The sequence below is a fragment of the Streptomyces cylindrosporus genome, assembly GCF_022698165.1.
GTDB lineage: Bacteria > Actinomycetota > Actinomycetes > Streptomycetales > Streptomycetaceae > Streptomyces > Streptomyces cylindrosporus.
Genome location: NZ_JALDAY010000012.1, coordinates 258,105 through 279,371 on the forward strand (window position 1 = coordinate 258,105; position 21,267 = coordinate 279,371).

General features: G+C 70.1%; 20 protein-coding genes and 1 tRNA gene. 8 read left to right on the plus strand and 13 right to left on the minus strand.

Annotated elements, in window-relative coordinates; genetic code table 11:
- The first annotated feature begins 20 nt into the window (after positions 1-20).
- The 3 genes from MQP27_RS36260 to MQP27_RS36270 all read left to right on the plus strand — a co-directional run bounded on the left by MQP27_RS36260 (position 21) and on the right by MQP27_RS36270 (position 3,633).
- Positions 21-710: a response regulator transcription factor gene (locus MQP27_RS36260; RefSeq protein ID WP_242773219.1), complete on the plus strand. Its 690-nt coding sequence runs from the start codon at positions 21-23 to the stop codon at positions 708-710.
- The gene (locus tag MQP27_RS36265; RefSeq protein ID WP_242773221.1) at positions 707-2,104 is read left to right on the plus strand and encodes a sensor histidine kinase; all 1,398 of its coding nucleotides are present in this window, start codon (positions 707-709) and stop codon (positions 2,102-2,104) included. The genes MQP27_RS36260 and MQP27_RS36265 overlap by 4 nt, the downstream gene beginning before the upstream one ends.
- 74 nt (positions 2,105-2,178) lie before the next feature.
- Entirely contained in the window at positions 2,179-3,633 is a 1,455-nt protein-coding gene (locus MQP27_RS36270) for a glycoside hydrolase family 18 protein (RefSeq protein ID WP_242773223.1), read from the plus strand.
- 94 nt (positions 3,634-3,727) lie between these two features.
- On the opposite strand, the gene MQP27_RS36275 is transcribed toward MQP27_RS36270, so the two are convergent.
- The gene (locus MQP27_RS36275; RefSeq protein WP_242773225.1) at positions 3,728-4,438 is read right to left on the minus strand and encodes a hypothetical protein; all 711 of its coding nucleotides are present in this window, start codon (positions 4,436-4,438) and stop codon (positions 3,728-3,730) included.
- 231 nt (positions 4,439-4,669) lie between these two features.
- On the opposite strand from MQP27_RS36275, the gene MQP27_RS36280 reads away from it, so the two are divergent.
- On the plus strand, positions 4,670-5,008 hold the full coding sequence (locus MQP27_RS36280) for a hypothetical protein (RefSeq protein WP_242773228.1): 339 nt from the start codon (positions 4,670-4,672) through the stop codon (positions 5,006-5,008).
- A 72-nt stretch (positions 5,009-5,080) separates the two neighbouring features.
- Here MQP27_RS36280 and MQP27_RS36285 read toward each other — a convergent pair whose 3' ends face one another.
- From MQP27_RS36285 to MQP27_RS36300, 4 genes are all read right to left on the minus strand, one after another.
- Positions 5,081-6,523 (minus strand): GH1 family beta-glucosidase, encoded by a 1,443-nt coding sequence (locus tag MQP27_RS36285; protein WP_242773231.1) that lies wholly within the window; start codon positions 6,521-6,523, stop codon positions 5,081-5,083.
- Positions 6,524-6,609: 86 nt separating this feature from the next.
- Entirely contained in the window at positions 6,610-7,503 is an 894-nt protein-coding gene (locus MQP27_RS36290) for a carbohydrate ABC transporter permease (RefSeq protein ID WP_242773234.1), read from the minus strand.
- Positions 7,500-8,525, minus strand: a complete 1,026-nt coding sequence (locus MQP27_RS36295; protein ID WP_242773237.1) for a carbohydrate ABC transporter permease — start codon at positions 8,523-8,525, stop codon at positions 7,500-7,502. The genes MQP27_RS36290 and MQP27_RS36295 overlap by 4 nt, the downstream gene beginning before the upstream one ends.
- Positions 8,522-9,847 (minus strand): ABC transporter substrate-binding protein, encoded by a 1,326-nt coding sequence (locus MQP27_RS36300; protein ID WP_242773239.1) that lies wholly within the window; start codon positions 9,845-9,847, stop codon positions 8,522-8,524. Before MQP27_RS36300 ends, MQP27_RS36295 begins: the two co-directional genes overlap by 4 nt.
- Before the next feature lie 354 nt (positions 9,848-10,201).
- On the opposite strand from MQP27_RS36300, the gene MQP27_RS36305 reads away from it, so the two are divergent.
- Entirely contained in the window at positions 10,202-11,260 is a 1,059-nt protein-coding gene (locus MQP27_RS36305; RefSeq protein ID WP_242773241.1) for a LacI family DNA-binding transcriptional regulator, read from the plus strand.
- 65 nt (positions 11,261-11,325) lie between these two features.
- On the opposite strand, the gene MQP27_RS36310 is transcribed toward MQP27_RS36305, so the two are convergent.
- The 5 genes from MQP27_RS36310 to MQP27_RS36330 form a co-directional block, all read right to left on the minus strand.
- Positions 11,326-11,841 (minus strand): GNAT family N-acetyltransferase, encoded by a 516-nt coding sequence (locus MQP27_RS36310; RefSeq protein ID WP_242773243.1) that lies wholly within the window; start codon positions 11,839-11,841, stop codon positions 11,326-11,328.
- Positions 11,842-11,923: 82 nt separating this feature from the next.
- A tRNA-His gene (locus MQP27_RS36315) sits at positions 11,924-11,996 on the minus strand.
- 116 nt (positions 11,997-12,112) lie between these two features.
- On the minus strand, positions 12,113-12,715 hold the full coding sequence (orn, locus tag MQP27_RS36320; RefSeq protein ID WP_242773246.1) for an oligoribonuclease: 603 nt from the start codon (positions 12,713-12,715) through the stop codon (positions 12,113-12,115).
- Between the two features lie 164 nt (positions 12,716-12,879).
- Entirely contained in the window at positions 12,880-14,121 is a 1,242-nt protein-coding gene (locus tag MQP27_RS36325) for a helix-turn-helix domain-containing protein (protein ID WP_242773248.1), read from the minus strand.
- A 378-nt stretch (positions 14,122-14,499) separates the two neighbouring features.
- Complete coding sequence (locus MQP27_RS36330) at positions 14,500-14,832, minus strand: hypothetical protein (RefSeq protein ID WP_242773251.1); 333 nt, start codon at positions 14,830-14,832, stop codon at positions 14,500-14,502.
- A 309-nt stretch (positions 14,833-15,141) separates the two neighbouring features.
- On the opposite strand from MQP27_RS36330, the gene MQP27_RS36335 reads away from it, so the two are divergent.
- Together MQP27_RS36335 and MQP27_RS36340 are read left to right on the plus strand one after the other, a co-directional pair.
- On the plus strand, positions 15,142-15,669 hold the full coding sequence (locus MQP27_RS36335) for a universal stress protein (protein ID WP_242773254.1): 528 nt from the start codon (positions 15,142-15,144) through the stop codon (positions 15,667-15,669).
- A gap of 102 nt (positions 15,670-15,771) precedes the next feature.
- Positions 15,772-16,332, plus strand: a complete 561-nt coding sequence (locus MQP27_RS36340; RefSeq protein WP_242773257.1) for a GPR1/FUN34/YaaH family transporter — start codon at positions 15,772-15,774, stop codon at positions 16,330-16,332.
- A 155-nt stretch (positions 16,333-16,487) separates the two neighbouring features.
- Here the strand turns inward: MQP27_RS36340 and glmS are convergent, their stop codons facing one another.
- Both glmS and MQP27_RS36350 read right to left on the minus strand, forming a co-directional pair.
- Positions 16,488-18,305, minus strand: a complete 1,818-nt coding sequence (glmS, locus tag MQP27_RS36345) for a glutamine--fructose-6-phosphate transaminase (isomerizing) (RefSeq protein WP_242773261.1) — start codon at positions 18,303-18,305, stop codon at positions 16,488-16,490.
- A gap of 12 nt (positions 18,306-18,317) precedes the next feature.
- Positions 18,318-18,575, minus strand: a complete 258-nt coding sequence (locus MQP27_RS36350; protein WP_242773487.1) for a hypothetical protein — start codon at positions 18,573-18,575, stop codon at positions 18,318-18,320.
- Positions 18,576-18,761: 186 nt separating this feature from the next.
- Between MQP27_RS36350 and MQP27_RS36355 the strand changes: the two genes are divergently transcribed.
- Positions 18,762-20,327 (plus strand): purple acid phosphatase family protein, encoded by a 1,566-nt coding sequence (locus MQP27_RS36355; protein WP_242773263.1) that lies wholly within the window; start codon positions 18,762-18,764, stop codon positions 20,325-20,327.
- A gap of 20 nt (positions 20,328-20,347) precedes the next feature.
- On the opposite strand, the gene MQP27_RS36360 is transcribed toward MQP27_RS36355, so the two are convergent.
- Complete coding sequence (locus MQP27_RS36360) at positions 20,348-21,211, minus strand: DUF4429 domain-containing protein (RefSeq protein ID WP_242773264.1); 864 nt, start codon at positions 21,209-21,211, stop codon at positions 20,348-20,350.
- Between the last annotated feature and the right edge of the window lie 56 nt (positions 21,212-21,267).

The following is a 21,267-nucleotide window of genomic DNA, read 5'->3' on the forward strand; positions in this document are numbered from 1 at the left end:
CATGGCGTACGGTGCGGCGCATGGCAAGTGTGCTCGTGGTCGAGGACGACCAGTTCGTACGTTCGGCGCTGATCCGGCACCTGACCGATGCCGCGCACATCGTGCGCAGTGTGGGGACGGCGCTGGAGGCGCTGCGCGAGGTCGCCCACTTCCGTTTCGACGTGGTCATCCTCGACCTCGGTCTGCCCGACCTGGACGGGTCCGAGGCGCTGAAGATGCTGCGCGGGATCACGGACGTGCCTGTGATCATCGCCACCGCCCGGGACGACGAGACGGAGATCGTCCGGCTGCTGAACGCGGGCGCGGACGACTACCTGACCAAGCCCTTCTCGGTCGAGCACCTGTCGGCGAGGATGGCGGCCGTCCTGCGCCGCTCCCGCACCGCCGCCGGTGACGCCCCGCCCTCCTCGGTCCTGCGCGTCGGCGGCCTCACCGTCGACCCACTGCGCCGCCAGGCCGAGCTGGACGGCGTCCGCCTCGACCTCACCCGGCGCGAGTTCGACCTGCTCGCCTTCCTGGCCGGTCGCCCCGGTGTCGTCGTACCGCGCAAGGAACTGCTCGCCGAGGTGTGGCAGCAGTCGTACGGCGACGACCAGACCATCGACGTCCATCTGTCCTGGCTGCGCCGCAAGTTGGGGGAGACCGCGGCGCGACCCCGTTATCTGCACACCCTGCGGGGCGTCGGTGTGAAGCTGGAGCCGCCGGTATGAGGTGGGCACTGGTCAAGGTCTGTCTCGCCGTCACCGCCATGGTCGTCGTCGCCTTCGCGATCCCGCTCGGCCTCGTCATCAAGGAGATGGCCCGCGACCGCGCCTTCTCCAACGCCGAACGGGAGGCCGCCGCCGTCGCCCCGGCCCTGTCCATCACCACCGACCGGGAGCAGCTGGAGCGGGTCGTCGCCTCCGCCGGCACCGAGGACGGCATGGCCGTCCACATACCGGCGAGCGCCGACGGCGAGGCCACCGACATCGGACGGCAGCGGGCCGCCGACAAGGACGTGGCGACGGTACGGAAACTCGGCCGCGCCTCCACCACAGAGGTGCCCGGCGGCTCCACCCTGCTCCAGCCCGTCGCGCTGAGCTCGGGCGAGATCGCGGTCGTCGAGGTGTACGTCCCCGAGTCCGAGGTCAGCAACGGCGTGGGCATGGCCTGGGCGGTCCTGGCCGGCGTGGGCCTCGCGCTGATCGTCGGCTCGGTCGCGGTCGCCGACCGGCTGGGCGTACGGATGGTGCGGCCCGCGCGGAAGCTGGTCGAGGGCGCGCACGAGCTGGGGGAGGGGAAGCTGGGGTCGAGGGTGCCGGAGGAGGGGCCGACCGAACTGCGGCTGGCCGCCGTCGCGTTCAACTCCATGGCCGACCAGGTCGTACAACTGCTGGCCAACGAGCGGGAGTTGGCGGCGGACCTGTCGCACCGGCTGCGTACACCGCTGACCGTGCTGCGGTTGAACGCCGCCTCGCTCGGGGACGGGCCGGCCGCCGAGCAGACCCGGGCCGCCGTCGCCCAGCTGGAGCGGGAGGTCGACACCATCATCCGGACCGCGCGGGAGGCCAAGCCGCAGACCGCGGCGGCCGGGCCTGGTGCCGGGTGCGACGCGGCGGAGGTGGTGCGGGAGCGGATGGCGTTCTGGTCGGCGCTGGCCGAGGACGAGGGCCGCAAGTGGCGGGTGGCCGGCGCGGACCGGCCGGTGCGGATACCCGTGGCCAGGGCCGACCTCGGGGCCGCGCTCGACGCCCTGCTCGGCAATGTGTTCCGGCACACCGCCGAGGGCACGGCCTTCGCGGTCGACCTGCACAACGGCGAGGACGCGGTGATCGTGCTCGTCTCGGACGCGGGCCCGGGCATACCCGACCCGGAGGCGGCGATGGCACGCGGGCGCGGCTCGGGCAACGCCGGGTCGACCGGCCTGGGCCTGGACATCGTGCGCAGGCTCGCAGAGTCGACCGGCGGCGACGTACGCATCGGCTCGTCGGTCCTCGGCGGCACCGAGGTGCGGATCTGGATCCAGCTGGACGGCCGGGTGCCCGAGCGTCGCGGACACCGGGTGCGCAGGCGCCGTACCGTCCGATTGGTCTCGACCTTTAACCGTCCCCGATCCCTTCCTTAAGCGCACCCTAAGATCCTCAACCCCCGCCCGGAACAGGCACTTTGCCCGTTTCGGGGTCGCTAGCGTGCCACGCCATGAGCATGCATCGACGCAAGGTGAGTGGCAGAAACAAGGTCATCGGCGGGGTCGTCGCGGCGGCCGTGGTGGGCGGTGGCGCGGTCCTCCTCACCGGCACCGCTCAGGCGGCCGGCATCGGGGCCGCGTACACGAAGACCAGTGACTGGTCGACGGGTTACACCGCGCAGTACGTCGTGACCAACAACAGTGGCGCGACGGAGAAGGACTGGAAGCTGGAGTTCGACCTCCCGTCGGGCGACCGGCTCAGTTCCCTGTGGAACGCGGAGTCGGCGGTCAGCGGGCAGCACGTCACCGTGACCTCGGCGAAGTGGGACACGGACGGCCTGGCGCCGGGTGAGTCGGTCACCGTCGGCTTCGTCGTCAACGGCACCGCGGATCCGACCGGTTGTCTCGTCGACGGAGCGAAGTGTTCCACCGACGGCAGCGCCACGCCGGAGCCGAGCGGTCGCCCGACCGTGTCCGCCACCCCCACCACCACACCGACGGCCACTCCGACCCCCACCGCAACCCCCACTGCCACCGCCTCCCCGTCCCAGAGCTCCGGCACCGGCACGACCGCGAGCGCCGGCTTCGCCCCGTACGTCGACACCTCCCTCTACCCGGCCTTCGACCTGCTCGCGAGCGCCGACGCGACCGGCGTGAAGAACTACAACCTCGCCTTCATCACGGACGGCGGCGGCTGCACCCCCAAGTGGGGCGGTGTCACCGACCTCGGCAGCGACGGTGTGGCCTCCCAGATCGGCGCGCTGCGCGCCAAGGGCGGCGACGTCCGTGTCTCCTTCGGCGGCGCGTCGGGCTCGGAACTCGCGACGACCTGCTCCTCGGCGGACGCGCTGGCGACGGCGTACGGCAAGGTCGTGGACGCGTACAAGCTCACCAAGGTCGACTTCGACGTCGAGGGCGGCGCGCTGCCCAACACCACGGCGAACACCAACCGCGCCAAGGCGATAGCCAAGCTCCAGGCGGCCCACCCCGACCTGGACGTCTCCTTCACCCTCCCGGTCATGCCCGAGGGCCTCACCCAGGACGGCGTGAACCTCCTGTCTAACGCCAAGGCCAACGGCGTGAAGATCAACACCGTCAACATCATGGCGATGGACTACGGCGCCTCGTACAGCGGCGACATGGGCACGTACGCCGAGCAGGCCGCCACCGCCACGCAGGCCCAGGTCAAGAGCGTGCTCGGGCTCTCCGACGCCGCCGCCTGGAAGACGGTCGCGGTCACGCCGATGATCGGTGTCAACGACGTCTCCTCCGAGATCTTCAAGGTCGACGACGCCTCCCAGCTGGTGAGCTTCGCCAAGTCCAAGGGCCTCGGCTGGCTGTCCATGTGGTCGGCCACGCGCGACAAGCAGTGCGCAGGGGGCGCGAAGCCCTCGGCCGACGCTACGTGCAGCTCGATCGTCCAGGACAAGGACGCGTTCTCGAAGGCGTTCGGCGCCTTCAACTAGCCAACGCGACACGGGGGCTGACGCGCCCCGGCCGGCACTTCCCCCCATCCGGCCGGGGCGCGCGGACGTATGCGGAGCTGTACGGCGGTGGCGGTCAGAAGGGCCCGGGCCCTCCGAAGCCCCCGAACCCGAAGCCGCCCGGCCCGCCCGGACCGCCGGGCCCCGGGCCGTGCGGGTGGTGGAACCCCTCGAAGATCGCGTCCGCCAGCAGCATCCCGCCGACGCCGGCCGCGCCCGCCACCAGGGCCGTTTTCCACCAGGGTTGGCTGTACCAGCCGCCGGGCACGGTTCGGCCGCCGACCACGCCGCCGGGGTAGTAGTACGGGTTCGCGGCGCCGGGCTGCGCGGACGCCGTGTACGTCCGGCCGCCGACCGTGACCTGGCCGCCGCCCAGGCCGGTCGTCGGCAGGGCCGGACCGGGGTCGAGGCCCAACGCGGTGCGGGCGGTGCGGACATGGTGCAGGCCCTCGACCGCGCTCTGGGTGACCAGCGCGTACTGGGCGGGGGAGTAGGCGGTGGCCAGCTGGCCCTGGGCGGCCCGGTGCCGTTCGCCCGCGTCCGCCAGGGCCTGCCGGGCGGCCTGATTGCCACCCGCGTCCAGCGTCGACAGACTCCCGCCGAGCAACTCCACCCAGCGGTGCGCCTCGGCACCGGCGTCCGCGGCGGCGTCGTACGACTGCTGCGCGGAGCCGCCGCCGAAGCCGGAACCGGGCGGCGAACTCGCCCCGCCCGCCTGCCGTTTGCCGACGAACGCGACCACACCGCCGATGACCAGCGCCAGCAGGACCAGCGCGATGAAACCCATGACGTCCTCCCGAGACCTGCGGGCTGCTCGTCTCCTCCGTCCCGCACACCACATGAGACACCCCGGCACTGAGAGCTCGCTGATCTCCTGCTGAGCGGTCCCTGTGGGTCCGCAACCGGCACATCAGCGGCGACGACCACCCCAGCGGCAAGCAGCGCACAGGCAAGTACAAGAACATGGACGTCTGGATCGTGTCCGTCTTCCCCTGGTACGAGTGAGGAAGGGCCCCCTATGCCCGCCACGTCACGTGTGAAAGGCCTGGGCGTGCTCCGGCTGCCGCTGCGGTGGGCGGTGCCGCTCGGGGTCGAGGCGGTTCTCGGCCTGGGCACCGCCTACGGCATGTACTCGCTCAGCGGACACGTCTACTGCGACCAGGCCACCCAGGACAGCCGCCTCTGGCTCGCCGCCGGGATTTTGCTCTCGCTGCCGCTGACCTGGCTCCTCGCCGGCCGCGGCGGTCGCGGTGCCCGCCCGGCCATGTGGGTGCTGATCGTCGTACGACTGCTGCTCGCGGCCTTCGTGTTCCTGCTGCTGCAGCCGTTCTCGGGGGAGTGGTACATGGAGTGCTGACCGGTTGAGGACCGGGGCGCGGCGGCCCCCTCGGCCGCCGCGCCCCGCACCCCCCCCCGTGCGTGGGCCCCGCTACTGGGCCGCCTCCACCGGGGGCAGCGTGCCGGTGCGGGCCGCTCGGCCGTACCAGTGGGCGCTCGACTTCGGGGTGCGGGCCAGGGTCGCGTAGTCGACGTAGATCGTGCCGAAACGCTTCTCGTAGCCGTACGCCCACTCGAAGTTGTCCAGCAGCGACCACAGGTAGTAGCCGCGCACGTCCGCGCCGTCGGTGATCGCGCGCCGTACGGCCGAGAGGTGGCCGTGCAGGTACGCGATGCGCTCCGGGTCGTGGACGCGGCCGTCGGGGTCGGGCTTGTCGTCGTAGGCCGCGCCGTTCTCCGTGATGTAGAGCGGCAGTCCGGGGGCCTCGCGCGTGTAGCGCATGATCAGCTCGTGCAGGCCGGTCGGGTCGATCGTCCAGCCCATCTCCGTGCGCTCGCCGGGTGTCTGGTGGAAGGCGACGTCGTCGGCGCCCGGCCAGGGGCTGTGCTCGCTCGCGCCGTGGCCGTCCGTGCGCGGACCGCTCGGCGGCGTGTCCATCGCCGAAACCAGCGACGGCGTGTAGTAGTTGAGGCCGAGCGCGTCCAACGGCTGGTGGATCGCCCGCAGATCGCCGTCGAGGACGTACGACCAGTCGGTGACCGGCTCCGTCGCCGTGAACAGCGACTCCGGGTAGGCCCCGTGCAGCATCGGGCCGTGGAAGACGCCGTTGGCCAGGTCGTCGATCTTCCGGGCCGCCGCCAGGTCCGCCGGATCACTCGGCGAAAGCGGCCTGACCACCGCCGAGTTGAGGCTAATGGCCACCGAGTTGCGGGCCGGCATCACCGACCGCAGCGCCGAAGCGCCCAGGCCGTGTGCCAGGTTGAGGTGATGGGCCGCCCGCAGCGAGGCCTCCGGGTCCGTGCGGCCGGGCGCGTGCACCCCGGAGCCGTACCCCAGAAAGGCGCTGCACCACGGCTCGTTGAGCGTGATCCACTGCTCCACCCGGTCGCCCAGCGCCTCGCCGACGATCTGCGCGTACTCCGCGAACCGCAGCGCCGTGTCCCGCTCCGGCCAGCCGCCCGCGTCCTCCAGCTCCTGCGGCAGATCCCAGTGGTAGAGGGTCACGGCCGGCTTGATGCCGTGCGCGAGGAGCTCGTCCACCAGCCGCCGGTAGAAGTCCAGGCCCACCTGCACGGCGGGGCCCCGGCCGGTCGGCTGCACCCGCGACCAGGAGATCGAGAAGCGGTACGCCGACAGGCCCAGGTCGGCCATCAGCGCCACGTCCTCGCGGTAGCGGTGGTAGTGGTCGACAGCGATGTCACCGTGCTCGCCGCCGGCGGTCCGGCCCGGCGTATGGCTGAAGGTGTCCCAGATCGAGGGCGTACGGCCGTCCTCCCGCACCGCCCCCTCGATCTGGTACGCGGAGGTCGCGGCGCCCCAGAGGAAGGCGGGGGGAAAGGTCACCGGGGTGGCCGGCGTTGCGGGTTCAGGCATGGAAGCGCTCCCATAAATGGTCGTTCAGACCGAAGAGGTTCAGACCGAAGAGTTCGAAACGGGGTCGTTGGAGTGTCAGCCCTTGATCAGCCCTTGATCGCGCCCTGCATGATGCCGCCCACGATCTGCTTCCCGAACAGGATGAAGGCGAGCAGCAGCGGCAGGGTGCCCAGCAGCGCGCCCGCCATGATCACGGCCTGGTCGGGGACATAGCCGGTGCCGAGCGAGTTCAGGGCGACCTGCACGGTGGGGTTCTGCTGGTTCAGGGCGATGATCGGCCACAGGAAGTCGTTCCAGGCGAACACGAAGGTCAGCAGCCCCAGTACGGCCATCGCGGGCCGCGCCGCCGGGAAGACCACGTGCCACACCACCCGCAGGCTGCTCGCGCCGTCCACCCGGGCCGCCTCGATCAGCTCGGTGGGCAGCGCCTGCACCAGGTACTGCCGCATGAAGAACGTACCGAAGGCGCTGACCAGGGTGGGCAGGATGACCGTCTGCAGCTGGTTGGACCAGCCGAGGTCCGACATCCACAAGTACAGTGGTACGACGGCCAGTTGCGGCGGGATCATCATCGTGCCGATGGTCAGCAGCAGCAGGGTGCTCGAGAACCTGAACCGCAGCTTGGCGAAGGCGAACCCGGCGAGCGTGGAGAACACGACCGTGCCGATGGTGATGGTACCGGCGACGATCGTGGAGTTGACCATCGCGGTGCCGAGCCCGGCCTGGTCCCACGCGGCCTGAAGGTTCTTGAACAGGTTCGCGCCGAACCACAGCGGCGGCGGCGACTGCGCGAGCCGCTCGTTGTTGCGGGAGGCCGCGATGGCCGTCCAGACCAGCGGGGCCAGCGAGATCAGCGCGAAGACCGTCAGGACGACATAGGTGACCGGACCGGCGTGCATCTGCTTGCCCGCGCCCATGACCCGGCGGGACCGTCGCGGTTCCTTTCGCACCTGAGGTGCCGTCAGTTCACTCGTGGTCATTGGGACTTCCTCAGCCGTCGGGTGATCAGCAGGTTGACCGCGGCGACGATCAGCAGGATCAGGAACATCGTCCAGGCGATCGCGGAGGCCTTGCCGAGGTTGCCGATGCCCCAGCCCTGGTCGTACATGTAGAGGCCGAGCGTCTGGTACTGGTGCGCGGAACCGCCCTTCGAGCCGCTGACCCCGCCGAACAGGAGCGGCTCACCGAACAGCTGCGTCGCGCCGATCGTGGAGACGACGATCGTGAACAGGATCGTCGGCCGCAGCATCGGGATCGTCACATGGCGGAACTGCTGCCAGCGGCCCGCGCCGTCGATCGCCGCCGACTCGTAGAGGTCGGAGGGGATCGCCTGCATCGCCGCGAGGTAGATCAGCGCGTTGTAGCCGGTCCACCGCCAGATCACGATCGAGGAGACGGCGAACTGTCCGCCCCAGTCGGACTCGCGCCAGTTGATCGGGTCGATTCCCACGAAGTGGAGCAGCCAGTTGACCATGCCGCCGTCCCACGAGTACAGCAGCGTGAAGACCAGCGTCGCCGCCGCCACCGAGGTGGCGTACGGGGTGAGCATCACGACCCGCCACAGGGTCGAGCCGCGCAGCCGGTAGTTGAGCAGATGCGCGATCCCGATCGCCATCAGCAGCTGCGGCACCGTGGAGATCACGCCGATGGTGAAGGTGTTCTCCAGGGCGTTCCAGAAGAACTCCGAGGACAGCAGGTTCTTGTAGTTGTCCAGGCCGGCCCAGGTCTGGTGGTCCAGGCCGGACAGCTGCACGTTGTGCAGCGAGTACCAGGCCGTGTAGAGGAGCGGTACGAGCCCGAAGGCCCCGAAGATGACGAAGAAGGGGGCGATGAACGCGTACGGGGACGCCTTCATGTCCCAGCGGTACAGCCGGCTGCGCCACGATTCGGGGCCGGGCGGCGTACCGCGACCGTGAGCGCCCCGGGCCGCGCCCGGCGGGGTGCCGGGCGCGGCGTCGGCGCTCGTCGCGGGATGCGCGAGAGCCTGCTTGGAGCTGCTCACTGGCCGAGCACGTCCTTGACCTCGTTCTTGGCCGCGTCCCAGCCCTGCGTCGGGCTCTTGCCCTTCTGCTCGACCTGGAGGATGCCGACGTCCGTGATCGCGGTGTTGATCGGCTGGTCCTTGATGCCGAAGTACTGGACCGGGATGGTCTTGGCCGAGTCGGCGAAGATCTGGGTGATCGGCGCGTTCGAGAAGTAGGCCGTGGTGTCCGCGGCCGGCTTCAGGGTCGAGTACGCCGACGGGGTCGACGGGAAGCTCGCCTGCTTGGCGAAGACCTTGGCCTGCTGCTCGGGCGCGGTCAGCCACTTGGCCAGCGCGATGGCCTCCTTCTGGTGCTTGCTCGCCGTCGGCACACCGAGGAAGGACCCGCCCCAGTTGGACGCGGTCGGCGCGGCCGCCACGTCCCAGTTGCCCTTGCCGGAGTCACCGGACTTCTGCTCGATGTAGCCGATCATCCAGGCCGGGCAGGCCACCGTCGCGAAGGAGCCCTTGGCGTAGCCCTGGTCCCAGGTCGGGTCGAACTGCTTCAGCTTGGCCGACATGTTGCTGGTCGCCACCGACATCGCGACGTCCCAGGCCTTCTTCACGCCGTCGGACTTGTCCCAGATGACGTTGCCGTCCTTGTCGTAGTACCGCTCGGTGCCGCCGCCGAGGGCCGCGTTGTAGACCGAGGAGGCCGAGTCCACGAACTTTGTGCCCGCGGGCGCCTTCTTCATGTACTCCTTGCCGACGTCGACGTACTTCGCCCAGTCGCCCTTCCACTCCGCGGCGAGCTTGGTGCGGTCGGTCTCCAGGCCGGCCTTCTTGAACAGGTCCTTGCGGTAGCAGATCGCCATCGGACCGACGTCGGTGCCGAGCCCGATGAGCTTCCCGTCCTTCGTCGTGGCCTGCGCGTTCTTCCAGTCCAGCCACTGCGACTTGTCGACGTCCTTGCCGAGGTCGACGAACTTGCTGCCCTGCGTCTGCACGGCCTCGGTGATGTTGCCGACCTCGATGGCCTGGATGTCGTCGGTGCCGGAGCCGGCCTGCAGCCGGGTCAGTACCTTGGGCCAGTACACGTCGGTACGGGTGGTGACGTTCTCCTTGATGCTGATGTCGGGGTGCAGCTTCATGTACTCGTCGTAGAGGCCGGCCTGCTTGTAGCCGAACACACCGAAGGTGCCGATGGTCAACGTGGTCTTGCCCTTGGCGTTGCCGCCGTCGTTCGAGTTCGACGAGCCGTCGTCCGAGTCCTTGGAGCAGCCGGCCAGCAGCCCCGTAGTCAGCGCGGCGACGGCCGCCAGGGCCATCAGCCGGCGGGACCGTCGGGTACTCGTGCCCATTTGCGTCCTCCTGTTGCCTGACGTGCCGACCCCCCGGCCAACTGCATTGGTGGCGCCCGTTCGTACTCGCTGCGGCTCGGGCGGGGAACGTGCGGGATGTGTATGTGTCAGGTACTGTGGGAGCGCTCCCACAAGTGATGTGTTGAAGGTTCGCCGGTTCGGGCGGGGGTGTCAAGGGAGCGGACGCGGAGTTATGCGTTCAGTTATCTGGACGTTAAGTGGAATAGCGGGGTCCGTGACCGGGTGTCCCTCGGGATGTCCTGACCTGGGAACGGCCGTCCCCGGCGGCGGTCACCGCCACCGGCGGGACTGTTAGATTCCAGGCCGACGTAGGTGCATGGGAGGGCGGAGCCAATGGCAACAGGCCACGGAGCGCGGAGCCGCAGTGGGGGGCGGCCCACCCTCGAAGAGGTCGCCGCCCGCGCCGGCGTGGGCCGCGGCACGGTCTCCCGGGTGATCAACGGGTCGCCGCGGGTCAGCGACGCGACCCGCGCGGCGGTGGAGGCGGCCGTCGCCGAGCTCGGCTACGTGCCCAACACCGCGGCCCGCGCCCTCGCCGCCAACCGCACGGACGCGATCGCGCTGGTGGTCCCCGAGCCGGAGACGCGGTTCTTCGCGGAGCCGTACTTCTCGGACATGCTCAAGGGCGTCGGCGCCGAACTCTCCGACACCGAGATGCAGTTGCTGCTCATCTTCGCGGGCAGCGACCGCGAGCGCCGCCGCCTGGCGCAGTACCTGGCCGCGCACCGCGTGGACGGCGTGCTCCTCGTCTCCGTCCACGCCGACGACCCACTCCCCGACCTCCTCGCCCAGCTGGAGATCCCGGCGGTGATCAGCGGCCCCCGTTCCGCGGGGGAGACGCTGACCTCGGTCGACTCCGACAACTACGGCGGCGGCCGGTCCGCCGTGGAGCACCTGCTGTCCCGGGACCGCCGCAGGATCGCCCACATCACCGGCCGCCTGGACGTGTACGGCGCCCAGCGCCGCGTCGAGGGCTACCGCGACGCCCTGCGCGACGCGGGCCACGAGGTGGACGAGAGCCTGATCGAGCCGGGCGACTTCACCGAGGAGGGCGGCCGCCGGGCGATGACGAGGCTGCTGGCCCGCTGCCCCGACCTGGACGCGGTCTTCGCCGGCTCGGACGTGATGGCGGCGGGCGCCCGCCAGGTGCTGCGCGAGGAGGGCCGCCGTATCCCCGACGACGTGGCCCTGATCGGCTACGACGACTCGGCCATAGCCCGCCACATGGACCCGCCCCTCACCAGCGTCCGCCAGCCCATCGAGGAGATGGGCCGCCGCATGATCGACCTCCTCCTGGAGGAGATCGCGGACCGCAGGCCGGCGGTGTCGCGGGGGCTGGAGCGGCGGCAGGTGGTACTGGCGACGGAACTGGTGGAGCGGACGTCGTCCTGAGGGTGGGCGGGATGCTTCCGGCCGAACGGTGGGCGGGTGTACGGGAGTTGGCGGGGCCGTGGCGTTCAGCTGGGTAGGACCAGGCGCCAGCGGCGTTCGCCGTCCTGCTCCTCGTCCGTCGGCTTGAGGCCCGCCGCCCGCGCCACCGCGGCGGACGCCGTGTGGTCGGGGTGGATGTGGGCGACGATCGTCTCGATGCCGGGGCGGGACGTCAGCCAGGTGACGAGTGCGCGGGCCGCTTCGGAGGCGAGGCCGCGGCCCTGCCACGAGGTGCCGACGACCCAGGCGATCTCGGCGGTGGGCGGGGCGATGGTGGCCTGGACGGTGCCGACGAGGTGGGACTCCTGGTGCAGGCGGAGAACCCAGTTGAGCCAGGTGACGGCGGGATCGGGGGAACCGGCCACCAGCCGTTCGTAGCGGGCGCGCAGGGCCTCGGGGGTGGCGGGGGCGCCGCCGATGAAGGTGTGCAGGGCCGGGTCGGACAGTACGGCGGCCATCTCGGCGGCGTGTTCGACGCGGAGGGGGAGGAGGTCGAGGCGGGCGGTGCGGATCACGTCGGCGGTGTGTGCGTCCCTGCTCATGCGGCCCCCGGAAAGACAGTCGGCCCCCGAAAGACAGTCAGCCGGTGACCCGTTGCTTCCGGGTCACCGGCTGAGTGATCAGGGTGAGTGACGGGACTCGAACCCGCGACATCCTGGACCACAACCAGGTGCTCTACCAGCTGAGCTACACCCACCACGACCGGAGGTTGGACTTTGTGGTTTCCCCGACCGGCCGAGAAAAAGTGTACAGGGTCCGAAGGGGTGCTCGCGCACGGCTTTCCGGGGCCCCCTCCGCGGGGCCCCGCCGCCCCTACTGAGCAGGCAGGACGTGCTTTGCGGCGATCGTCCTCGCGGTGTCCGAATCGGGGCCCGGCTGGGGTACGAAGATGGACTCGCGGTAGTAGCGCAGCTCGGCGATCGACTCGCGGATGTCGGCGAGGGCGCGGTGGTTGCCGTTCTTCTCGGGGCTGTTGAAGTAGGCGCGCGGGTACCAGCGGCGGGCCAGCTCCTTGACCGAGGAGACGTCGACGATGCGGTAGTGGAGGTAGCCCTCCAGCGCTGCCATGTCCCGGGCCAGGAAGCCGCGGTCGGTGCCGACCGAGTTGCCGCACAGGGGGGCCTTGCCGGGTTCCTTCACGTGCTCGCGGACGTAGGAGAGCACCTGCTCCTCCGCCTCCGCGAGCGTCGTGCCGCCGGCGAGTTCGTCCAGCAGGCCGGACGCGGTGTGCATCTGGCGGACCACCTCCGGCATCGTCTCCAGGGCCCTGGCCGGCGGACGGATGACGATGTCGACGCCGTCGCCGAGGATGTTCAGCTCGGAGTCGGTGACGAGGGCGGCCACCTCGATGAGCGCGTCGTCGGACAGCGAGAGGCCGGTCATCTCGCAGTCGATCCACACCATGCGATCGTTCATGCGACCACCCTAAAGCTGGCGTGAGCTTTTGGGTGCCCCGGCGTTGGGGTCGGCGTACCCAGGGGGCTGCCGCCCCCTGGACCCCCGCTTCGGCCTGGACGGCCTCGTCCTCAAACGCCGGACGGGCTGAAAAGAAAGAGCCCGTCCGGCGTCACACGGTCACGTCACGTCCCGCTGCGCTGCCCCGGCAAAGTCGCCCTGCCGGTGACGTACATCTCGCGGCCGTTCTCCACCGACGCCGTCGCCGCCGTCGACAGGGACGCGCCGGAACCCACCGCGCTCGCCGCCGCGCGCCTGCTCTGCAGCGGGACGGGGCCCTCCGGGTGCAGGGCGGGGCCCGGTACCGCGGGTCCCGTCGGGCCTTCCGCGTCCGTCGGCTTGTCGCCCTGGGGGCGGCGGGCCCGGTACGCGGCGCGGTACGCCGCCGGGGACGAGCCGAGCTGGCGGCGGAAGTGGCCGCGCAGGGCCACCGGCGAGCGGAAGCCGCAGCGGCCCGCGACCTCGTCCACCGAGTAGTCCGACGTCTCCAGGAGGCGCTGTGCCTGCAGGACCCGCTGCGTGATCAGCCACTGCAGCGGGGCGCTGCCCGTCAGCGAGCGGAAGCGGCGGTCGAAGGTGCGGCGGCTCATGTACGCGCGTGCCGCCAGCGTCTCCACGTCGAACTGCTCGTGCAGGTGCTCCAGCGCCCAGGCGACGACCTCGGCGAGCGGGTCGGCGCCGATCTCCTCTGGTAAAGAGCGGTCCAGGTAGCGCTCCTGGCCTCCTGTCCGGCGCGGGGGGACGACCAGGCGGCGGGCGAGCGCGCCGGCCGCCTCGTTGCCGTGGTCCGTCCGCACGATGTGCAGACAGAGGTCGATTCCGGCCGCCGTACCGGCCGAGGTCAGTACGTCCCCGTCGTCGACGAAGAGTTCTCTCGGATCCACGTGCACCGACGGATAGCGCTTGGCCAGCGTCGGCGCGTACATCCAGTGCGTGGTCGCGGGACGGCCGTCCAGCAGGCCGGCCGCGGCGAGGACGAAGGCACCCGTGCACAGCCCGACGATGCGGGCGCCCTCCTCGTGCGCCCGGCGCAGAGCGTCGAGCGCCTCCTCCGGCGGCGGCGAAGTGATCGAGCGCCAGGCCGGCACGACGACCGTGCCCGCGCGTGAGATCGCTTCCAGGCCATGTGGCGCGGTGAGTTCCAGGCCCCCTGTGGTCCGCAGTGGGCCTTCCTCGCCGCCGCACACCAGCAGTCGGTAGCGCGGCACGCCGGCGTCCTGGCGGTCGATCCCGAACACCGACAGCGGTATGGAACTCTCGAAGATGGGGCCGCCGCTGAACAGCAGCACCGCGACGATCTCCTTGCGGCGTCGCCCGGAAAGCTTCCGGGCCGCGGCTTCCGGCGCGGCAGTGGAGTCGTGGCTCATACTGCTAAGCCCCCCTCGGTGGTCGCGGCTCCTCGGTTGTGTCGCTCCTGCACGTTTCCCCTCGGTCCTGCACGAGTCCCCCGCCGTAAGACGTCAAGATCGAATCTACTGTGTTGCGCGGTGCCGGGGTGACCCAGTTCGGGAACCGGCACATTGTCGACATGGCAACTTGGCGTGAAGCATTCGATCACGAAGCGTTGCACTCGTGGGCCGTGCAGGGAAGTGCGCCTTGTCGCGGTGGCCAATCCACGTAGGGTGCGCGGGGCCCTATGACCCCTGTTCGTGCAGGTCGAACGGGGGTTGGGGGGTGGTGCGGGGTAGGCATGCGCGGGGTGGGGAAGTTGGCTGAAAAGCGTCGGGCGCGTGCATCGAAACCGGTCAGCCGACCGGTGTATTTCCCCCGGTGTGACGTCCGCCTCTGTGTGCGCCCGTACCCGTTCTGTGACGGCGGCCCCGGTGCGGGGCGCTCTCCTCGGCCAGGAGCCTGGCCGCGCCGCGCTCGGACTGCCGCAGCAGCAGCCGGCACACGGCCGTCACGGCGGCCAGGCCGAGCGCCGTGCCGGCGGTGCCGGCGAGCGAGGTGCCGTACCAGAGGAGGATCACCGGAACCAGGACGCAGCTGAAGGCCGCCCAGCGGACGACGTCGGTCGCCGAGTCCTGGGGCGGGTTGGTCGCGCGGGGGGAGTCGGGGGTGGGGTGCGGTCCGGACATGCGTGCTCCCTGGGGCTGGGTCACGGGGTTCAACGCGTGTTCGACCCGTCGGTCACTGTGCGCGGGGCCCCGGACGGCCCCCGGGGAAGTGAATCCTGTGCAAACCGCCTGTACAGCGCAGCAACCATTGCGTTACGGGCGTCCCCTCGTGCATGCTCCCTGGAACCCCCACGAGCCGTGGGCGGGATCTGGGCGAAGGAGGCGTGCCGCCGTACCCTTGGGGGTATGGGCGTGGGAAGACCATTCCCGGACACAGCTTCGCCGCACGTTGTTGTCCCTCCCACAAAGGATCAAAACGCCGAGACAGCCATGGCCGGTCACGAATTCTTCGAACCCGCGGACCGCAAGCGGCCCGTCGCCGATCCCACGGCGGGCGAGCCCCTGGCGGCGGAAGAGCCACGTCATTCCTGCGATCCCGCCTTCAAGCATGGTGTCGTCGTCGGCTTCGACGGCTCCACGTCCAGTGAACGCGCCCTCGCGTACGCCATCGGCATGGCCCACCGCTCCGGTTCGGGCCTGATCATCGTGCATGTCGCCAACCGGCTGCCCACCACGGTGTGGGCGGGCTGCGAGCCACCGGTCTTCGTGGACGTGCCGGACCACCGCACCGAGGTGCTCGGGCTCGAACTCGCCTGCGCGGACTACCTGTCCGAGGTGCCCTGGATCCTCGTCGAGCGCGGCGGCGACATCTGCCACGAACTCGAAGAGGTCGGGCGGGAGTACGAGGCCGACGCGATCGTCGTCGGGTCCACGCACGGCATCGTGGGGCGGATCTTCGGCTCCGTCGCGGGGCGGCTCGCCAAGCGCGCCAAGCGCCCTGTCGTTGTCATTCCGTAGTCATTCCGTAACTCCCTGTTCCTGTGTGCAGAGGTGTTTGTGCCCTTGTGAAGGGCATATATCGGTCACCGCACGACTGCACATGCATGAAGGGAGCCCGCCGTGGACAATGACGTCTCCGCGGGAAGTGGGACCACCACCGTGGTCGGCCGACTCGCCCTGGGAATCACCCTGTTGGCGTTCGGACTCGGAAACACCGACGTGATCAACGGCGTATCGGCCGCTGACGCCGTATCACTGGCCCACTACGTAGGCGGCGTTGCGCTCTTCGTCGCCGGTCTGTTCGCGTTCCGCGACGGTGACTCCGTCAACGGTACGGCGTTCTCGGCGCTGGGTGCGCTGTGGTTCACCTGGGCCGTCACAGCGGGTGGCTCCGCCAACGCGGCCGGGCTGTTCCTGTTGCTCTTCGCTCTCGTGACCCTTTCGCTCACCCTCGCCGGTGGGGACCAACTCACGCAGGGCACCTACGGGTTGTTCTTCGTCTCCCTCGTGCTGCTCGCCATCGCGGAGTTCGCGACGAACGGGTCGCTGACGAAGGTGGGCGGCTGGTTCGCCGTGGCGGCGGGGGCGGTTGCCTGGTACGGGGCGACGGCGGCGCTGGCGCACTGGCCGACGGTGCTTCCGCGACGCGCTGCCGGCCGGGGGGTGACGGCCACCGGCTAGCTGCGCAGGCTGGGGGGTTGGGCGGCTCCCCGGCGATGAGAACGGACCCCCCGTGAATGGTGGCATCACGTGGGGGTCCGTTCCGTTTCGTCGGCCGCTTGCGGGTGCGTGGGGGCTTGTCGCGCAGTTCCCCGCGCCCCTAAAGACAAAAGCCGCTACTCGACCGTCACTGACTTCGCGAGGTTCCTCGGCTTGTCGATGTCCCTGCCCAGGGCCAAGGCCGTGTGGTACGCGAGGAGTTGGAGGGGGATGCCCATCAGGATGGGGTCCAGTTCGTCCTCGTTCTTCGGGACCACGATCGTCTGGTCCGCCTTCTCCTGGTGCTGGTGGGCCACCGCCAGGATGCGGCCGCTGCGGGCCTTGATCTCCTCCATCGCGGCGCGGTTCTTCTCCAGGAGGTCGTCGTCGGGGACGATCGCGATCGTGGGGAGGGCGGGCTCGATCAGCGCCAGGGGGCCGTGCTTGAGCTCGGAGGCGGGATAGGCCTCCGCGTGGATGTAGGAGACCTCCTTGAGCTTCAGGGAGGCCTCGCGGGCCACCGGGTAGCCGCGGACCCGGCCGATGAAGAGCATCGAGCGGGCGTCGGCGTACTGCTCGGCCAGCTTCTTGATCTCCTCCTCCTGCTCGAGGACCTCGGTGATCTGCTCGGGCAGCTTGCGCAGGCCCTCGATGATCCGCTTGCCGTCGCGGACCGAGAGGTCGCGGGTGCGGCCCAGGTGCAGGGCGAGCAGTGCGAAGGCGACCGTGGTGTTGGTGAAGCACTTGGTCGACACCACGCAGACCTCCGGGCCCGCGTGCACGTAGATGCCGGCGTCCGCCTCGCGGGCGATCGCCGAGCCGACCACGTTGACGATGCCGAAGACCCGCGCGCCCTTGCGCTTGAGCTCCTGGACGGCCGCGAGGACGTCGTAGGTCTCGCCGGACTGGGAGACGGCGACGTACAGGGTGTCGGGGTCGACGACCGCGTTGCGGTAGCGGAACTCGGAGGCGGGCTCGGCGTCCGCGGGGATGCGGGCCAGCTCCTCGATCATCTGGGCGCCGATCATGCCCGCGTGGTACGAGGTGCCGCAGCCGAGGATCTTCACGCGGCGGATCCGGCGGGCCTCCCGGGCGTCCAGGTTCAGGCCGCCGAGGTGCACGGTGGAGAAGCGGTCGTCGATGCGGCCGCGCAGGACGCGGTCGACCGCCTCGGCCTGCTCGTGGATCTCCTTGTGCATGTACGTGTCGTGGCCGCCCATGTCGTAGGAGGCGGCCTCCCACTCCACGGTGGTGGGCTCCGACGTGGTGCGGGTGCCCTCCGTCGTGTACGTGCGGAAGTCGTCGGCCTTGAGGGTGGCCATCTCGCCGTCGTCCAGAGTCACTATCTGGCGGGTGTGGGTGACGAGGGCCGCGATGTCGGAGGCGACGAACATCTCCTTCTCGCCGATGCCGAGGACCACCGGGGAACCGTTTCGAGCCACCACGATGCGGTCCGCGAAGTCGGCGTGCATCACCGCGATGCCGTACGTGCCCTCGATCACCCGCAGGGTCTCGCGGACCTTCTCCTCCAGCGTCTCGGCCTGCGCGCGGGCGATCAGGTGGACCAGGACCTCGGTGTCCGTCTCGGAGAGGAACTCGACGCCGTCCGCCTCCAGCTTGCGCCGCAGGTCGGAGGCGTTGTCGATGATGCCGTTGTGCACGACGGCGACCTTCTGGTCGGCCGACATGTGCGGGTGGGCGTTCACGTCGGACGGGGCGCCGTGGGTGGCCCAGCGGGTGTGGGCGATGCCGGTCGTGCCCTTGAAGCGGGCCGGGACCTTCGCCTCCAGGTCGCGCACGCGCCCCTTGGCCTTGACCATCTTCAGGCCCGCCGTCTTGGGAGACGTGACGACTATGCCCGCCGAGTCGTAGCCCCGGTACTCCAGCCGCTGCAGGCCCTCCAGGAGGAGGGGGGCCACATCACGCTTGCCGATGTATCCGACGATTCCGCACATATATACGTGTTCCTAGCCGTAGACGATGCGGCGCAGCTGCCTGAGCGTAAGCTCCGGCGGCGCGACCGCCCGGTATTTCAGGTCCGCCTCGATCCGTTCGAAGATCTCCGCGTTCACCAGGCCCTGGGCCTGCAGCTCGCGGTGGCGGCGACGGACGTACTCCGTGGTCGTCTCGTCGAAGAAGGCGAGCACGTCCTGGATCACCCGCAGCGCCTCGCCCCGGCTCAGGGGCGTGGAGCGCGTCAGATGATCAACGAGTTCGTCGTGCACCCGGTAGATCCTGGGGTACCGGAGAGGCTTTCGCAAGAATCCTGCCCGATTTCGGGCAGGGCGCTGTTAAGGATCTTTGGGCTAACGTTGAATCTCTCATGGCACTCTGTTCGCAGGCTGTCCATTCCGCGTCTTGCGGTTTGTCGTCTGTGGAGACGAGTTTCAGACGCCATGGACATTCCTCGTATGGGAGTACCCGAAGAGCTCGCCGAGCGCATGAGCATGGCCGAGCAGCACGAGTACCTGCGCGCGAGATTCTCGCGGCGCAACCTGATGAGAGGCGGTGCCGTGACGATCGGCGCCGTCGCCGGTGGCGCGTTCGTGCCGGGTGCCGTGGCCCAGGCCGCGGTCCCGACGCAGAGCACCGCCCCCGCGACCGAGTACGTCGACGGCTCCCTCGTCGCCCCGTTCGGCCGCCACCTCGCGTTCGGCAACGACGCGAGCACCGAGATGACCGTCTCCTGGCAGGTCCCGGTCGCGGTGAAGAAGCCCTTCATCCGCATCGGCGCCCACCCGTGGGACCTTTCCCGCAAGATCGAGGCCGAGATCCGCACGCTCTACACGCCGGCCGGCGTCGGTGCGAGCGCGGACCACACCCAGTACTACGTCCACGCCAAGCTCAGCCACCTGCGCCCCGGCCGGACGTACTACTACGGCGTCGGCCACCAGGGCTTCGACCCGGCCGAGCCGCACCTGCTCGGCACCCTGGGCACCTTCACCACCGCCCCCGGCCGCAGCGAGCCGTTCACCTTCACGGCCTTCGGCGACCAGGGCGTCAGCTACCACGGCCTGGCCAACGACAGCCTGATCCTCGGCCAGAACCCCAGCTTCCACCTGCACGCCGGCGACATCGCGTACGCCGACCCGGCGGGTGCGGGCAAGGCAGCCGACACCGGCTTCGACTCCCGCGTCTGGGACCAGTTCCTCGCGCAGACCGAGTCGGTCGCCAAGTCCGTGCCGTGGATGGTGAGTTACGGCAACCACGACATGGAGGCCTGGTACTCCCCGAACGGCTACGGCGGCGAGGAGGCCCGCTTCACGCTCCCCGACAACGGGCCGGACAAGGCGCACCTGCCGGGCGTCTACTCCTTCGTGTACGGCAACACCGCCGTCATCTCCCTGGACCCGAACGACGTGTCCTTCGAGATCCCCGCCAACCTCGGCATCTCCGGCGGCACCCAGACCACGTGGTTCGAGGGCCAGCTGAAGAAGTACCGCGCCTCCAAGGACATCGACTTCATCGTCGTGTTCTTCCACCACTGCGCCTACTGCACCTCCACGGCGCACGCCTCGGAGGGGGGCGTGCGACAGGAGTGGGTGCCGCTGTTCGAGAAGTACACGGTGGACCTGGTCATCAACGGCCACAACCACCAGTACGAGCGCACCGACGTCATCAAGGGCAACAAGGTCGTCAAGAAGCTGCCGATCGGCGAGACCGCGTACCCCGAGACCGAGGGCGTCGTCTACGTGACGGCGGGCGCCGCGGGCCGCAGCCTGTACGCGTTCACCGCGCCGGACTCCTACGAGGGGCACCTGAACGAGGTCGACTCCGTCGCCTCCTTCATCAACACCAAGGACGGCAAGGTCAACGAGACCGTCGCCTGGTCCCGGGTGCGCTACCTCAACTACTCCTTCCTGCGCGTGGACGTCGAGCCCGCGTCGAAGGGCCGCTACGCCAAGCTGAAGGTGTCGGGCATCGCCGAGACCGGTGACCGCATCGACCACTTCACGGTGGCCCGCCGGGCCAAGTGACCCTGTCGAACAGGCGGTCCTCACATGCGTTTGAGGATCGCCTGTTTGGCCATGGCGAACTCCTCGTCGGTCAGCACCCCGGTGCGGTGCAGCTCGCCGAGCTCCCGCAGCCGCCGTAGCAGAGCGTCGTGGTCGTCCTGGGGCGGCTCCTCCAACTGCTTCGGCGGTACGTCCACGGCGGCCGCAGACGGATGCGGCAGCCGTGCCTGCACCGCCGCCGCGACCAGCGCCATCAGCGGGTCCTTCTTGAAGCCCCACAGCTCAACGGAGTTGGGGTCGTACTTGGGCGGCGCCTTGGTCGGCGCGTGGCGCACGGTGAAGCGCAGATGCCCGTTCTCCAGGCCGACCGCGGGCTGCCACTCCACCGCGACGAGATCGGCGACCGGCAGGGTGCGGGTGCCGGCGGCGGCCTTCGCGTCCTCGGTCTTCCAGTTCCACTCCAGCCGTACGTGCTCGCCGTCGAAGCTCGCGGTGCCGTCCCCGGCGGAAACGGACAGCGGCACGGGCGGGCCCGGCAGCAGGTACCCGTCCACCGGGTCGGACGGCACCTCGTCCAGCAGCAGCGCGTTGCGGACCTCGTCCACGAAGTACTCGGCGACCCCGTAGCGGTCCGATTCGACGAGCAGCTGGTACGGGTCGTTGGGCTCGGTCAGCCGGCCGCCGGAGGCGTGCAGCAGCGGGTCGGCGCCGTCGCGCAGCCGCAGCCTGAGCCGCCCCGACTTCTTGCCCTGCTCGAACGAGACACCGGCCAACGCGCCCAGCGGGACGACGAGTTCACCCAGAGTGCGGCGGAGCAGGCTGACGTTGCGGTCCCGTCCCGGTGTCAGCCGCAGGGCGTCGCCGTCGAAGACCCACGTGCCGTCCTTCTGGATGATTTCCGCCATGGGGGGATTGTTTCACCGGATCTGCGGGAGAGTGGTCTCTACCAATCGAAGGGAGC

Bases quoted from the DNA above. Each gene is read 5' to 3' on its own strand.
- MQP27_RS36260 (WP_242773219.1), top strand. From the start codon at position 21: ATGGCAAGTGTGCTCGTGGTCGAGGACGACCAGTTCGTACGTTCGGCG.
- MQP27_RS36265 (WP_242773221.1), top strand. From the start codon at position 707: ATGAGGTGGGCACTGGTCAAGGTCTGTCTCGCCGTCACCGCCATGGTC.
- MQP27_RS36270 (WP_242773223.1), top strand. From the start codon at position 2,179: ATGAGCATGCATCGACGCAAGGTGAGTGGCAGAAACAAGGTCATCGGC.
- MQP27_RS36275 (WP_242773225.1), bottom strand. From the start codon at position 4,438: ATGGGTTTCATCGCGCTGGTCCTGCTGGCGCTGGTCATCGGCGGTGTG.
- MQP27_RS36280 (WP_242773228.1), top strand. From the start codon at position 4,670: ATGCCCGCCACGTCACGTGTGAAAGGCCTGGGCGTGCTCCGGCTGCCG.
- MQP27_RS36285 (WP_242773231.1), bottom strand. From the start codon at position 6,523: ATGCCTGAACCCGCAACGCCGGCCACCCCGGTGACCTTTCCCCCCGCC.
- MQP27_RS36290 (WP_242773234.1), bottom strand. From the start codon at position 7,503: ATGACCACGAGTGAACTGACGGCACCTCAGGTGCGAAAGGAACCGCGA.
- MQP27_RS36300 (WP_242773239.1), bottom strand. From the start codon at position 9,847: ATGGGCACGAGTACCCGACGGTCCCGCCGGCTGATGGCCCTGGCGGCC.
- MQP27_RS36305 (WP_242773241.1), top strand. From the start codon at position 10,202: ATGGCAACAGGCCACGGAGCGCGGAGCCGCAGTGGGGGGCGGCCCACC.
- MQP27_RS36310 (WP_242773243.1), bottom strand. From the start codon at position 11,841: ATGAGCAGGGACGCACACACCGCCGACGTGATCCGCACCGCCCGCCTC.
- orn (WP_242773246.1), bottom strand. From the start codon at position 12,715: ATGAACGATCGCATGGTGTGGATCGACTGCGAGATGACCGGCCTCTCG.
- MQP27_RS36325 (WP_242773248.1), bottom strand. From the start codon at position 14,121: ATGAGCCACGACTCCACTGCCGCGCCGGAAGCCGCGGCCCGGAAGCTT.
- MQP27_RS36330 (WP_242773251.1), bottom strand. From the start codon at position 14,832: ATGTCCGGACCGCACCCCACCCCCGACTCCCCCCGCGCGACCAACCCG.
- MQP27_RS36335 (WP_242773254.1), top strand. From the start codon at position 15,142: ATGGCCGGTCACGAATTCTTCGAACCCGCGGACCGCAAGCGGCCCGTC.
- glmS (WP_242773261.1), bottom strand. From the start codon at position 18,305: ATGTGCGGAATCGTCGGATACATCGGCAAGCGTGATGTGGCCCCCCTC.
- MQP27_RS36355 (WP_242773263.1), top strand. From the start codon at position 18,762: ATGGGAGTACCCGAAGAGCTCGCCGAGCGCATGAGCATGGCCGAGCAG.
- MQP27_RS36360 (WP_242773264.1), bottom strand. From the start codon at position 21,211: ATGGCGGAAATCATCCAGAAGGACGGCACGTGGGTCTTCGACGGCGAC.